At 45.8% G+C, this 14,369-nt stretch carries 14 protein-coding genes; 7 read left to right on the top strand and 7 right to left on the bottom strand.

Annotated features, from left to right (window positions below; all coding sequences use genetic code 11):
- The first annotated feature begins 15 nt into the window (after positions 1–15).
- Complete coding sequence (gene purD, locus OH456_RS22335; protein WP_171390024.1) at positions 16–1,305, top strand: phosphoribosylamine--glycine ligase; 1,290 nt, start codon at positions 16–18, stop codon at positions 1,303–1,305.
- An 81-nt stretch (positions 1,306–1,386) separates the two neighbouring features.
- On the opposite strand, the gene OH456_RS22330 is transcribed toward purD, so the two are convergent.
- Both OH456_RS22330 and hupA read right to left on the bottom strand, forming a co-directional pair.
- On the bottom strand, positions 1,387–2,079 hold the full coding sequence (locus OH456_RS22330) for a DUF1481 domain-containing protein (RefSeq protein WP_006073405.1): 693 nt from the start codon (positions 2,077–2,079) through the stop codon (positions 1,387–1,389).
- A gap of 207 nt (positions 2,080–2,286) precedes the next feature.
- The gene (gene hupA / locus OH456_RS22325; protein ID WP_006073404.1) at positions 2,287–2,559 is read right to left on the bottom strand and encodes a nucleoid-associated protein HU-alpha; all 273 of its coding nucleotides are present in this window, start codon (positions 2,557–2,559) and stop codon (positions 2,287–2,289) included.
- Positions 2,560–2,877: 318 nt separating this feature from the next.
- On the opposite strand from hupA, the gene OH456_RS22320 reads away from it, so the two are divergent.
- Positions 2,878–4,008, top strand: coding sequence for a CNNM domain-containing protein (locus OH456_RS22320; RefSeq protein ID WP_006073403.1), 1,131 nt, complete (start codon positions 2,878–2,880; stop codon positions 4,006–4,008).
- Between the two features lie 61 nt (positions 4,009–4,069).
- Here the strand turns inward: OH456_RS22320 and OH456_RS22315 are convergent, their stop codons facing one another.
- Positions 4,070–5,959, bottom strand: a complete 1,890-nt coding sequence (locus tag OH456_RS22315) for a putative ATP-dependent zinc protease (protein WP_270034286.1) — start codon at positions 5,957–5,959, stop codon at positions 4,070–4,072.
- Positions 5,960–6,232: 273 nt separating this feature from the next.
- Between OH456_RS22315 and OH456_RS22310 the strand changes: the two genes are divergently transcribed.
- Positions 6,233–8,554, top strand: coding sequence for a Tex family protein (locus OH456_RS22310; protein WP_270034285.1), 2,322 nt, complete (start codon positions 6,233–6,235; stop codon positions 8,552–8,554).
- A gap of 67 nt (positions 8,555–8,621) precedes the next feature.
- Here the strand turns inward: OH456_RS22310 and OH456_RS22305 are convergent, their stop codons facing one another.
- Positions 8,622–9,071: a hypothetical protein gene (locus OH456_RS22305; RefSeq protein ID WP_006073398.1), complete on the bottom strand. Its 450-nt coding sequence runs from the start codon at positions 9,069–9,071 to the stop codon at positions 8,622–8,624.
- 149 nt (positions 9,072–9,220) lie between these two features.
- Positions 9,221–10,012, bottom strand: a complete 792-nt coding sequence (gene bioH, locus OH456_RS22300; protein WP_006073396.1) for a pimeloyl-ACP methyl ester esterase BioH — start codon at positions 10,010–10,012, stop codon at positions 9,221–9,223.
- Positions 10,013–10,073: 61 nt separating this feature from the next.
- On the opposite strand from bioH, the gene OH456_RS22295 reads away from it, so the two are divergent.
- From OH456_RS22295 to cysQ, 4 genes are all read left to right on the top strand, one after another.
- Positions 10,074–10,754, top strand: a complete 681-nt coding sequence (locus tag OH456_RS22295) for a ComF family protein (RefSeq protein ID WP_239941233.1) — start codon at positions 10,074–10,076, stop codon at positions 10,752–10,754.
- 116 nt (positions 10,755–10,870) lie between these two features.
- Positions 10,871–11,458, top strand: coding sequence for a Fe-S biogenesis protein NfuA (gene nfuA / locus OH456_RS22290; protein WP_031493658.1), 588 nt, complete (start codon positions 10,871–10,873; stop codon positions 11,456–11,458).
- 185 nt (positions 11,459–11,643) lie between these two features.
- The gene (gene nudE, locus OH456_RS22285; RefSeq protein ID WP_031493657.1) at positions 11,644–12,201 is read left to right on the top strand and encodes an ADP compounds hydrolase NudE; all 558 of its coding nucleotides are present in this window, start codon (positions 11,644–11,646) and stop codon (positions 12,199–12,201) included.
- 1 nt (position 12,202) lies between these two features.
- On the top strand, positions 12,203–13,030 hold the full coding sequence (gene cysQ, locus OH456_RS22280; protein ID WP_006073388.1) for a 3'(2'),5'-bisphosphate nucleotidase CysQ: 828 nt from the start codon (positions 12,203–12,205) through the stop codon (positions 13,028–13,030).
- A gap of 77 nt (positions 13,031–13,107) precedes the next feature.
- Here cysQ and OH456_RS22275 read toward each other — a convergent pair whose 3' ends face one another.
- Entirely contained in the window at positions 13,108–13,866 is a 759-nt protein-coding gene (locus OH456_RS22275; RefSeq protein ID WP_270034283.1) for a type II secretion system protein N, read from the bottom strand.
- Complete coding sequence (locus OH456_RS22270; protein WP_031493654.1) at positions 13,867–14,361, bottom strand: type II secretion system protein M; 495 nt, start codon at positions 14,359–14,361, stop codon at positions 13,867–13,869.
- Between the last annotated feature and the right edge of the window lie 8 nt (positions 14,362–14,369).

Raw genomic sequence — 14,369 nt, 5'->3', positions numbered from 1 at the left:
TGAAAGGATTATTAAATGAACGTTCTAATTATTGGTGCTGGTGGTCGTGAGCACGCTCTGGGTTGGAAAGTGGCTCAGAATCCAAATGTTGAAACTGTTTTCGTAGCACCAGGCAACGCAGGTTCTGCGCTTGAGTCTAAGCTAGAGAACGTTGCGATTGATGTTGAAGACATTCAAGGTCTAGTTGCGTTTGCAAAAGATAAAAACATCGAGCTAACGATTGTTGGTCCTGAAGCACCGCTTGTGATTGGTGTGGTTGATGCATTCCAAGAAGCGGGTCTAGCGATCTTTGGTCCTACTCAAGCTGCAGCTCAGCTAGAAGGCTCAAAAGCATTCACCAAAGACTTTTTAGCTCGTCACGCTATCCCAACTGGCGCTTATGCTAACTTCACGGAAATTGAACCTGCACTGGCTTACGTTCGTGAGCAAGGCGCACCAATCGTTGTTAAGGCTGATGGTCTTGCTGCTGGTAAAGGTGTTATCGTTGCGATGACGCTTGAAGAAGCAGAAGATGCAATCAAAGACATGCTAGCTGGCAACGCATTTGGTGACGCTGGTAGCCGCGTGGTTATTGAAGAGTTCCTAGATGGCGAAGAAGCAAGCTTCATCGTGATGGTTGATGGCGAAAACGTATTGCCAATGGCAACGAGCCAAGACCACAAACGTGTTGGTGATAAGGACACAGGTCCTAACACTGGCGGTATGGGCGCATACTCACCTGCTCCAGTGGTTACTCAAGAAATCCACAACCGCATCATGGAAGAAGTTATCTATCCAACGGTTCGCGGTATGGCGTCAGAAGGAAACCCATACACAGGTTTCTTATACGCGGGTCTAATGATCGACAAAGACGGTACGCCTAAAGTTATCGAATACAACTGTCGTTTCGGCGACCCAGAAACACAACCTATCATGATGCGTATGCAATCAGACATGGTTGAGCTTTGCCAAGCTGCAATCGACAAGAAGCTAGACCAAGTCGAGTCTAAGTGGGATCCACGTGCATCTATCGGTATCGTTCTAGCGGCAGGTGGCTACCCAGCGTCTTACAACAAGGGCGATGTTATCTCTGGTCTACCAACAACAGAAGTGGAAGGCGAGAAAGTATTCCACGCAGGTACAGCAGACAAAGACGGCAATGTTGTGACTAACGGTGGTCGAGTGCTCTGTGCAACTGCACTGGGCAACACTGTATCTGAAGCTCAAGCACGTGCTTATGAGCTAACCAAAAAAATCAGCTGGGACGGCATGTTCCACCGTAACGACATCGGCTATCGTGCCATTGCACGCGAGCAAGGCGAGTAGCTTTCGCTCTATCGAACGGTAGCAAAAAGGCGCTCAATTGAGCGCCTTTTTTTATTCTGTAGTCTAGTCACCTTGTGCTGGTTATTCAGTGGCAAGCACTGGACGTTTAATGCAATCGGTCGAACCATCAGAAAGCATTAGCAATTGTTCTACTTTTGCTCCAGTCAGTCGAGTACTGCCTAAAAACGCGACATAGCTTTCCACTTCCGCCAAACGCTGCACAACAAAGTCTGGCAAACTCTGTTCAAACTTAATATTGTTAAATTCAATACCGCTACAGGTTTCCAACGATTTTCCATCCCAATGACCTTGGATAAGCTCTAAACCATCACTATCCTGCTCTTTTACTCTTTCCACAAGTAAGTCAGCTTCACGTTGGTAGTTTTCTAACTGAGCACGTTTAATAGGTAGGACTTTGCCATTTCGACGGTATTGTTGATAAATAGCTTCGCCATCTTTATTAAAGCGCACGTGAATACGGTAATTGACTGAACCTGACTCAAGCTCATTCTGTACCCCTTCTCGCACAAACTCACGCAGTGTGTCACCGCTCCAACGATAATTGGACTTATACCAACCATAGTCATTCATATTGACATAGTCAGCAGCACTGAACGGTTTTGTCAGCCGCTCGGTATACCAATACAAGCTCGTTGCATCCCCTAACGTTTGACCACCTGTGTATTCCGAATACTGATTCAGAGATGGTGACGGAGAAGAAGAGCAACCAGCGAGCGTTGCAACTAATAGTGATACCAACAGAGTTTTCTTCATTGATGTCTATAACCTCAAACAAAAGCAACGTAGGCAAACAACAGCTTCTACTTACTGTAGGACAGCGTGAATGACAAGGCGTTCACTTCAATTCAGAGTATTGGGGAGAGATTGATGGATAAGCGCATTACATCGGCTAACACGTTTATCGATCAACCGCAGGGGAAGGAAAACAGCACCGATGAAAACTCATCGGTGCTGTAGAAATTATTTAACTGCGTCTTTTAGCGCTTTACCAGCTACGAAAGCTGGAACGTTCGCTGCAGCGATTTGGATTTCTTCACCAGTTTTTGGATTACGACCAGTGCGAGCTGCACGGTGGTTTACTTTGAACGTACCAAAACCAATTAGTTGAACTTGGTCACCTTCAGTTAGCGCTTCAGAAACACCTGAAAGCGTCGCTTCAAGCGCTGCTTTAGCTTGTGCTTTAGATAGGTCTGCTTTCTCAGCGATAAAGTCGATTAATTGGGTCTTGTTCATTAGGTTTCCCTTCTTCATGTTATCGAGTTAGAGCCCACTCTAAATCATAAAGCCCCCATCTGGCAAAGGTTTGTAGCCGATCTTTCTCACTTATGACCGAGATTTAACCGTTTTATGAGCAATAACTCACAATTTGTTACGTGAAGATTGAGTTTGAAACCTTGTAATTTATTGCATAAAGTCCCATAAATGCACTGCCGCACAATTAATAAGCCTGATAAATCTATTGCGCGGCTACTGTTTTTTAAGCACTCACCAACAATGCACAGGCTCATTTGCAGCAAAGTTAGGTTGATGTGTGCACATATTAGGAAATGAATGTTTCTTTTAACGGTTTACATAGCGATCGCTATCGGTGTTTCTTTTATCTGTTCTGTGCTTGAAGCGGTGTTACTTAGTATTACACCAAGCTACCTGGCTCAGCTTCGCCAACAAGAACACCCTGCAGCAGAAAAGCTTAGCAAGCTTAAAGCTGAACTCGATCGACCATTGGCTTCTATTTTGACACTTAACACTATCGCGCACACTATCGGTGCAGCAACGGCAGGTGCACAAGCTGCTAAAGTGTTTGGTAGTCAATGGCTAGGCGTTTTCTCAGCGGTACTGACATTAGGTATTTTAGTGTTGTCAGAGATCGTCCCGAAAACCATTGGTGCAACCTACTGGCGTCAGCTTGCTCCTACCGCAGCCACGATTTTACGTTGGATGGTATGGGCACTAACTCCATTTGTTTGGTTTTCTGAGCAAATCACTAAGCGTCTGGCTCGTGGTCATGAAGCGCCAAAGATGCGTGATGAGCTGTCTGCGATGGCGATGTTGGCAAAAGAAAGTGGTGAGTTTGCTGAGGGTGAATCCAATATTTTGAACAATATTCTTAATATTCAAGATATCCCGGTAACGCAAGTTATGACACCGCGCCCGGTGGTTTTCCGCGTTGCAGCTGAAATGACCATCAATGAATTCTTGGACCAACACAAAGAGACTCCGTTCTCTCGTCCACTGGTCTATAGCCAACAAAAAGACAATATCCTCGGGTTTGTACACCGTCTGGAATTGTTTAAGTTGCAGCAACAAGGCAGTGGGGAAAAGCAGTTAGGCTCTGTAATGCGCCCTATCCACGTGTTGTTTAACACGATTATGTTGCCTAAAGCCTTTGAGCAAATGATGGCTGCACGCCTACAGATTGCAATGATTGTGGATGAATATGGCACCATACAGGGCATCATTACGTTAGAAGATATTTTTGAGCACTTACTAGGCCAAGAGATCGTCGACGAAGCAGACAAAACCACAGACATGCAAGAACTGGCTTACCAGCGTTGGGAACACTGGAAAGAGAAGCACAGTATGATCGATGGTTCTGATGATGAAGAATACGAAGAGGTCGACAACAACTCAGATTCAGAAAAGAAACTCGATGCTGATAATAAAAAAGATGAACAGCAATAATCTCTAGAAAATAAAACGGCAGCGCCTAGGCGCTGCCGTTTTTTATTGGCTCACGTTTGAGTTAGTGACTGCCGATATCATTTCCTAAAAGGAAGTTCTCATCACTACTGACCACCACACCATACTTAAGGAAGTTTTTCCCTAAAATCATACTGTAGTGGAAACGAGAGCGGTCTTGTAGGTTGACTCGAACCGTCTTCTCGACATCGCCAAGTTTCACCCGCATTTCAACCACTGGGCGTACATTGGCTTTTTCACCCGCCTTCGCTTTGATGCGCATTACATCCACCACTTCACGGGTGAATTCTTGTTTCATCCCCATATCATTGGCATAAGTGAAGGTCACCATGTCTTTACCGTCTTTCTTGAACTGTTTAATATCCAATGCATTCATTGAACTAACATCAGCGCCGGTATCAAGTTTCACAGGGAACTTCAAGCCTTCTACCGTTGCATTCTCAATATGACCTGCGGTAAAGATAGGATAGGCGTCCAGCAGATTTTCGCTTCGAGTATTCACCAAGACACCAGCTTTCGTCGCTTTCTTGCCTATGATGAAATAAGGCTCTTCACCTTCATCACTATCCAACGCTTCCAAAGCAAATTCAACTGTCACTTCTTTGTCGCCAACAATGAACTCACCGTCGACAACAGGACGCACCGTATCACCTACTTTGATTTTACGAAGAATGGTCTTGCGGATTTTTTCTTCATTACCTTGGTCGTTAGATAAGTAGTACTCCACTTTATCACGACCTTTAGCTTCAATCATTTCAAAGCTAGCGACTTTTAATAACGGCGTGCTAACCGCAAAAGAAGGCTCAGCGTTTAACTTGTAGCCATCAAGAATCAGACTTTCCACAGGAGAAACCACCAGCGGTTTATTCTTCATACGAGACTCAAAGCTTTGCTTCTTTTTGTCTAGCTTATCTTTGGCACCCGTATCGACAATAAAGTTCTTACTGAGTGTATCTAGACCCAATCGAAGCTGAGTACCATATTTGGAGCGATCTTTTAAATACACCTGAATCGTCTGCTCAAAGTCTTTACCACCTTTGAAAGGCACAAAAACAACTGGGTATTCATTACCACTGACAGAGAGCATTTTCACCAGTGGATACGTCACACGCTTTTTCGCGTTTTCTTTCCCCGCTAAGTCAAAGCTCACGCTGTTATCTTTTTTATTTACTTCGACATTCTGAGCATTAAGAATGCTGTAGTTATTTTGCAAAGATAGGCTTACATCGACTGGCACACCATCAACTTCACCAGACTCACGACGACCAATAACTTGAGCGTCTTTCTGTTCTTGCAAATAGTCGTAACCAGCCATGACCCAGGCATTGTCAGCTAAGAATGTTTTACCAATTAAGATAGGAGCACTAAAACCACTTCGGTCAGTTAAGTTCACTTCGGTTTCTACTGTTTTACCTGCAATGGTCAGCGGCAGGGTAATCACAGGGCGATAGATAGGTGTCGCACTGGTTCGGCTACGAATCACACTGGTGCGCGTCAAAGGTCGCTCCATAGTGATTTTCTCTCCGGTGTATGGATGACGAAGCGTAAAAGTCACCATACCACCGAAGTTTCGTTCTTCATTATCAAATTCTTCTAGCCACCAGTCACTGGCAGAGCCGCCATACTCATCTACGATGGTCTGCAACAGCTTCTCATCAGTTAACCCTTGGTACTTTGGGTTGTCGCTGGTGACATGGATATCTTCAGCGTGCATCGATGTAGTGTCCGCACCGGTATCAATCTTGCCAACAAAAGGAATACCTTTAAGTGCATCAATATCTTGATAGTACACACTCTCAACGCGACCTAAGACGAGTTTATCTTCGATAGAAAGTACAGGTGCTTGAGTAGTAGAGAGATCTGGTGCAGCCATAGCCCACCCACTGGTCATTGAGGCGAGAATTAACGCCAACTTAGTTGCTGTTCTATTCATTTTAATACATCCATTCATTGACCGACTTTTAATACCCCGTTTGTCTTGAGACAACGGTCACTGTAATTCATTGCCAACTCTCTTTAACTTTACAGAAAATTAACGGAATATCCACGCGATTATCAATAAATTAGCAAATTACTGAATTGTTTCACGGCTAAGTGATAGAGAAAAATAACCAAGCAATTGCAAAACTTAGCTCAAGCCCTTATATCCTATAGATATCGAAGAAAGGACCTTCCTTTCCCTAACACACAACAAGAGAATACACGGATGAGCCAAGCTATCTGTCAACTGATTGCTAAAGAGCTGAGCGTCAGTACTAAGCAAGTTGAAGCTGCTGTCACTTTGATTGATGACGGCAACACCGTACCCTTCATTGCACGTTACCGAAAAGAGGTAACAGGCGGGCTTGACGACACCCAATTACGTACTTTGGATTCTCGCCTTAGTTATCTAAGAGAATTGGACGAAAGACGTCAGACAATTCTGAAATCCATTGATGAGCAGGGCAAACTCAGTGCCGAATTACGCACTGAAATCGAAAACGCCGATAACAAAACGCGTCTTGAAGATCTGTATCTACCATATAAGCCAAAACGTCGCACTAAAGGGCAGATTGCCATTGAAGCAGGACTAGAGCCACTTGCGGATCTGCTTTGGAATCAACCAAATAACACTCCGGAAGACGCTGCCCAACAGTACGTTGATGAGTCAAAAGGTGTCGCAGATAGCAAAGCCGCTCTTGATGGTGCACGCGCTATCATCATGGAACGAATCGCTGAAGATGCCGACCTATTAGAGAAAATTCGTCACTACCTAAACCGTAATGCGGAACTTAGCGCTCGAGTGGTCCAAGGCAAGGAACACGAAGGCGAGAAGTTCAAAGACTATTTTGAACACGACGAAGCCATCAGCAAAGTTCCGTCTCACCGTGCACTAGCCATGCTTCGTGGCCGCAATGAAGGCTTCTTGCAATTATCCCTCAACGCCGATCCAGCTAATCAAGAAAACGCGCGCGAGTCTCACTGTGAAACCATCATTGCAGAGCATTACGGTGTTCATCTAAGCCAAGCCCCAGCGGATGCTTGGCGCAAACAAGTCATCAGTTGGGCATGGCGCATCAAAGTATCGATGCATATGGAAACCGAACTGATGGGCGCGCTCAAAGAACGCTCTGAAGTCGATGCCATTACCGTATTCGCCACAAACTTGAAAGACCTTCTGATGGCCGCACCAGCTGGCCCAAGAGCAACACTAGGTCTAGACCCTGGTTTGAGAACAGGCTGTAAAGTGGCTGTCGTCGACACTACAGGTAAAGTGTTAACAACAGAGACCATCTACCCTCATCCACCGCAAAAGCAATACGATAAGTCAGCACAGGTTATTGAGCAGTTAGTGCGTCAATACAATGTCGACCTAATCGCGATTGGTAACGGAACCGCCTCACGTGAGACAGACAGTTTTGCTGCCGATGTGATTAAACGTGGCAATCTTAAAGTTCAGAAAATTATTGTCAGCGAAGCTGGCGCTTCAGTGTACTCAGCCTCGGAACTTGCTGCCAAAGAGTTCCCAAACATGGACGTGTCACTACGTGGTGCCGTCTCTATTGCACGCCGACTGCAAGACCCACTGGCTGAACTGGTGAAAATCGACCCTAAGTCTATTGGTGTTGGTCAATATCAGCACGATGTAAGTCAAACCATGCTAGCTAAACGTCTAGATGCAGTCGTGGAAGATTGCGTAAACGCAGTTGGGGTTGATGTAAATACGGCCTCAGCTGCGCTACTCACTCGAGTAGCAGGACTTTCATCGACACTGGCGCAAAACATTGTCGACTATCGTGATGAAAATGGCCGCTTCGAAGCCCGTACAACCTTGAAGAAAGTCGCCCGTTTAGGTCCTAAAGCTTTTGAACAGTGCGCAGGTTTCCTTCGCATCATGAATGGCAAAAACCCTCTTGATGCCTCTTCGGTTCACCCTGAAGCGTATCCAGTGGTCAAAACAATTGCTGAGAAAACTGGCCGTAAAGTGCAAACGATTATCGGTGATAGCAGCTTTTTGAAGTCTATTAACGCCATTGATTACACCGACGAGACATTTGGTTTACCAACTGTCACCGATATTATCCGCGAATTGGATAAGCCAGGCCGTGACCCTCGACCTGAGTTTAAGACTGCAACCTTTGCTGAAGGGGTCAACAAGATCTCCGACTTAGAACCCGGCATGGTGCTAGAAGGTGTGGTGTCTAACGTCGCTAACTTTGGTGCCTTTGTGGATATTGGTGTACATCAGGATGGATTGGTACATATTTCAGCTCTAACGGATAAGTTTGTCGCCGACCCTCGCGAAGTAGTTAAAGCAGGTGACATCGTTAAAGTTAAGGTAATGGAAGTCGATGCTGCCCGTAAACGCATCGGCCTGTCTATGCGTTTAAACGATGAACCTGGACAAGATAACAGAACTAGCCGCAGCTCATCTCAAAAGCCGAGAGAGCCTCGAGGCGGACAGCGTCAACACAAACCTCGTCAGGAATCCGGTAATAGCGCCATGGGTGGCGCATTCGCAGCGGCGTTTGCCAAGGCGAAAAAGTAGTTTCTATCAATAACAAAAGAGCACCTTAAGGTGCTCTTTTTAATTCACGTTATATCGAACCGTTCAACTAAGTGACCGCAAGAATATCAGAGGGTGTATTAGGCGCTACTGCATGGCCATAATGATAACGAATCACGGTGCGACGTTTGGCCATCTTCCCTTCGAGTATCGCTGCATCGACTATTTTCTTCGGTAAACGAAAGCGCATAGCATAGCCTTTCCCTTGCGACTGACTATAGGTATTTAGCGACAATAACCGAAACCAATTTTCTACCGGATTATGCGGCTGAGAATCCTCTTCTTCCGTTTCATACTCTGGGTGCTCAGCAGGATCCCAGGCGCTGCGCTTACGGCGTTTTTCATCTTCGTTGATGCGTCGTTCAGCATTGGTTCTCGCCAGTTCCACGGGAGCGATGATCGGCTCTCTCACTTTGTTGTCACGAGCCACTTGCTCTGTCTGCGGATTCACGGACGGTGCAATAACCGGGGCACTTACACTGTTGGGTGACACTATCATGGTCACTCTCCTCTGTAATGAGTGATTACAGCCAATACCTCTACACTTAGCCTTATCTTTAACCGATTGAATTATCGTCAATCATCTCAATACAGTATCGGACAAAATGCATAAAGCTTTACCGATTTTGTGTAAAAATCCTGCAAATATCAGCGAACTAGCGCCTGCACCTTGTCGATAAAACCGCTTTGCTCGGTAATAAACGGAGCATGCGAAGAATCCTTAAATACATGTGATTGATGACCGGATGTGAGCTCATCTAGCTGTTTTGCAACACGCACTGGCACCAAACCATCTAATCGACCATACCAGCGGTGAACTGGCATCGATAGTTCTCCCAACTGTTGACGCAGATCGAGGGAGTCCAACCAATTCAGTCCTAGCATCAACGCTTCTTGAGAAGGCATAGGTCGCGATAACACCGCCTCTTTTAGTTGTTTCACATCTTGACGAGCACTTGGACTGCCCATGGCTTGCAGTGCCATAAATCGTTCAATGGTTAGCTTGAAGTTCTCAGTTAGCTGTTCCGTAAATGCAGCTAGTACATCCTTTTTAATCCCGCGCCACTGTTCACCTTCAGAGAACTTGGGCGAGCTTGCTAATGTCACCAACTGCGAGATTCTTTGCGGATAATAATGAGCTATATGAGTCGCCACTAACCCGCCTAAAGACCAACCCAACCAAATGGCTTGGTCGGGAGCATCCGCCAGTAACAACTCACAAAACTGCTCAAGGGACTGATACTCAACATCATGACTGAAGCCATAACCGGGTAAATCAACGCTATGCACGGTGAAAGACTGAGCCAGTTCGGCACTGCACTTGGACCATACCGCGCCATTCATGCCCCAGCCATGAAGCAAAACGATATCGGGTCCCTGGCCTTCAGAATGCCAATGTACTTTTGATGCTGAGCTCACGTTATCTCCTACCGAATTCATACTATGTTGGGGTTGTTTTGCTTCATGCTAAACAGATATTCTCAAACGTCAAATTAGACCAATGAAACTGTCACTTCCAATACCCTCTCTGTGTCATTTATGCGGTTTGCGTATCGACTCAACCATGGAGCACCATTTATGGTGCCCACATTGTCATCGACAAATGGCGTTACACATTAAACGCTGTCATTGCTGCGGTTTACAAATAGAGACACAAGCCGATAAGTGTGGTCAGTGCCTTAAATCACCGCCTCCATGGCACCAAATGTATTGTTTGGGTGACTACCAATACCCACTTTCAACACTCATCCAGCAGATAAAGCGGCAGAAACGCTATTGGCTACTTCCTCCTCTAGCACGAATGCTCAACAGTTTGATTCTTCACCCTGCTCCCATGGTGGTCACCGTACCAATGAGCTGGCATCAATATCTGTTAAGAGGGTTTAATCTTAGTGAAGTGATCGCTAACGAGATAGCTAAGTCCACGCCTCAAACTCAACTCATGCCTAATGTATTTCTCAAACATGCTCGAGCCCCAATGCAAAAAACCTTAGATAAAACCGCGAGGCTGCGTAATGTTCGACGAGCGTTTTCATTACATCAGCGACCAAAAGCAAGTCATGTTGCGATAATTGATGATGTGGTCACAACTGGCGCAACTGTCAGACATTTAAGCGAATTATTGCTTGATGTAGGGGTCGAAAAAATCGATATTTACTGCTTGTGCCGCACGCCAAAATGAGTTGGTAAACCACTGCAACCTCAAGTTGCACACAATACAGACAAATAATTTTGGCATCTACTCACGACAGGAGTAGAATAGTGGTAATAACCTACAACTATACTCAGGTATTCGTCGTGTCAAATCCAATTACTATTACAGAAAGTGCACAAAGCCACTTTGCCAAACTACTGGCTCAACAGCCAGAGGGTACGAACATCCGTGTTTTTGTCGTTAACCCAGGCACTCAAAACGCTGAATGCGGTGTGTCTTATTGCCCACCAGAAGCGATTGAGTCAAACGACACCGAATTTAAATACGAAGCCCTATCTGCTTATGTTGATGAGCTATCTCTACCCTTCCTTGAAGATGCTGAGATCGACTTCGTCACTGACAAAATGGGTTCACAGCTTACGTTAAAAGCACCAAACGCGAAAATGCGTAAAGTCGCTGATGATGCGCCATTAATGGAACGTGTCGAGTATGCTATCCAAACTCAAGTAAACCCTCAGCTTGCTGGTCACGGTGGCCACGTTAGTCTGATGGAAATTACTGAAGACGGTATTGCCATCGTTCAGTTTGGCGGTGGTTGTAACGGTTGCTCTATGGTTGATGTGACCCTGAAAGAAGGTATTGAGAAACAACTTCTTCAAGAGTTCTCTGGTGAACTTACAGCGGTTAGAGATATGACCGAGCACGATCGTGGCGAGCACTCATACTACTAAGTGACTTTTTCGCCCCACGCGGCCATGAAGTTCGAGCAGAGCGCCAAGGGAAACCTTTGCGCTCTGTTTTTTTATGGTTCTATTTGGCGATGACTCAATTCCTATATATATTAAGCAGTACAATAATTTCTGTTCCGCACGCTCACATCACTAATCTATGTGGAACAACGCTAAGGAGATAAGCCATGCCGTCCAAAAAAGGACCTGAAATCTTAGCCCAAAAGACCGTTGCCGAATCTCGGCTATTTAAGATTGAGGCGTTAGACTTAGCGTTTTCTAATGGCACTAAGCGCACTTATGAGCGAATGAAGCCAAGTGGTCGTAACGCAGTCATGATGGTTCCTATTACAGAGCATGGTGATATTTTATTGGTACGCGAGTACGCGGCTGGTACAGAGCGATACGAGCTGGGCTTTCCTAAAGGACTTATCGACCCTGGCGAGTCACCTGACCAAGCAGCGGTACGAGAGTTGAAAGAAGAAATCGGCTTTGGGGCAAATAAGCTGACTCCGCTTAAAGAAGTGATCTTAGCACCGTCTTATTTTTCAAGTCGCATGACCTTGTTCGTTGCTCAAGATCTGTACCCTGAACAGCTTGAAGGCGATGAACCAGAGCCTTTAGAGATAGTGAAATGGCCACTGGCTCAGGCAGACGAGCTCCTCTCTCATATGGATTTCTCCGAAGCGCGCAGTATTACCGCATTACTGCTGATGTTAAGAATGAAGTCAGAACTAGGACTATAACGTGACGGCACTGAATAAAGATCTCTCCCACCTCATTCCCGACGCCATCAGCATTGCTCGCCTTGCTGGGCAGCTCATATTAGACATCTATGAAAACAAGCAATATGAGGCGTTTACCAAAGAAGATGAGACTCCAGTCACCACCGCCGACCTCGCAGCTCACAAACTGATTGTTGAAAAGCTCAGTCAGTTAACACCAGACATCCCTGTACTGTCTGAAGAAGCAGCAGATATCAGCCTTGAACAACGTTCACAATGGGATACCTACTGGCTTGTTGACCCGCTTGATGGTACTCAAGAGTTCATTGCTCGCAGTGGCGATTTCGCTACGATTATTGCTCTGGTTCGTAATAATAAGCCGATTATGGGAATCGTCTATGCGCCAGTGTCAGGCGTGACTTATTATGCCTACGAGAATAAAGGGGCTTGGAAAATCCCATCCATGGATGAAAGCTTGAGAATTAACGTCCTCAAACATGATACTCAAGATCAATCCATCGCGATTGCGATTAGTCGTCGCCAAAATATCAACCGTGTCACAGCAAGAATGAGCTCTGCGTGGAACTACGATTTGGTTCCTCTTGGATCTGCGGCACTAAAAGCGTGTCTAGTGGCTGAAGGCGCGGTGGACTGTTACCTGCGCTTAGGCCCAACAGGTGAATGGGACACAGCAGCAACCCAATGCATTGTCGAAGAAGCTGGCGGTGCCATCTTAAGCACCGAGTTAGGTCCGCTGTCCTACAACCAAAGAGAGACATTGGAAAATCCAAACTTCATTGTGATTGGCGATCAATCGCTAGCTTGGGATAAGATTCTCATTCAAGAATAGACACTAAAATAAAACTAAAAAGGAGGCTAAGCCTCCTTTTTAGTTGTTAACTCAACAAACTACTTCGTCTCCAGTTCCTAGAATCTTCCTTGATAATTAAAGGAATAACGACCTTGATTATCAGGGTTACCTAGCCAACTCAACTGCTGACGCATGGTCGCAGGGAAATCACCTTCCGGTTTAAACCACGCGCTGGATTGATATTGTCGGTTCGGCGTCAGCTGCCCTGAGAACTCACTAGAGACTTGCTTACTAGATTGACTGCCTTTCGCGGTTAATACACTGTCATTACACGCTAAATCAACAATAGTCGGCCCGAAGCTTAAGCTGCCGACAGGGGTTTCAATATAGCCAGCACTCCATGACAGACTGCCCTCTCCCGTTCCACACCAAGGAGATTGGTATTGCAACGATTTGATCGCCAATTCAAGCTGCCCCCCTGCCGAAACAGGCACGGGCATAGGAGAGTATTGCAGAACGGTATCTGCCGGTATCGAAGCTAACAAGGTCTCCACGTAAGGTCCTGAGAAGCTAATACCGACATTCCCTTTTCCAGAGAGACCAAGAGCACTGCCCCGGCCAAACCTCACGGCATATTCTGGGGACAGAGTTAGCAAACTCGACCATGAGAAGGACCAGTTAAGCTCTCCCAGTTGGTAGTTCTGAACTCGTACATTTTGAGCTCGCCCCTGCCAAACTGTTCCTTCTGCGCTATCAATAAACACACCTTGAGGCAACGGTGAGAAGCTCAATGCCACGCTTGCAGGCAAGTGATAGATAGCACTAGCGGTAAATACACTGGCGCAAAGTAACGCGTACTTAATGACTCGTTTCACTTAGCTACCTCTTTTAAATTGCAGACGGTTCACCTCTATCACACCACTCAAATCCGCCTTATCAATATCCATATTTTCCACTGTCACTCCGTGGTTTTCCTGTAAATAGAATAACCAATTTACGAAGAACTCAAACGGGATCGGTTTGATCCAGACTTGCAGCTGGTCGTTACGAGGCTGCATTCGAATCAACTCGACATTAAATCGATTTGTTGATGATGTGATAACCTGATTTAAAGGCTGCTTGGAAACAACCACACCGCCAGCACGACGTTTTTCAACGATGGTATCGGCTTGTTCACTTACCCAAGACAACAATTGACGCTCTGACTGAATACGCATTTGGGCATTCTCAGTTCGCTGAGCAAATGGGGCGAGTATCCCCCAATAGATGATCCCAATAATGGCAACGACAGAACATGCCAAAACCAGTCGCTGTTCCCTTTGACTGATGCTAAGCCACCAGCTTTGTGCGCTAAGAAGTAGACCTTTCATGATTGACC

The sequence above is a fragment of the Vibrio sp. La 4.2.2 genome (assembly GCF_027586995.1).
Lineage (GTDB): Bacteria > Pseudomonadota > Gammaproteobacteria > Enterobacterales > Vibrionaceae > Vibrio > Vibrio mediterranei.
The sequence above is the reverse complement of the archived record's forward strand: the minus strand, read 5'-3'. Positions and strand labels throughout refer to the sequence as shown.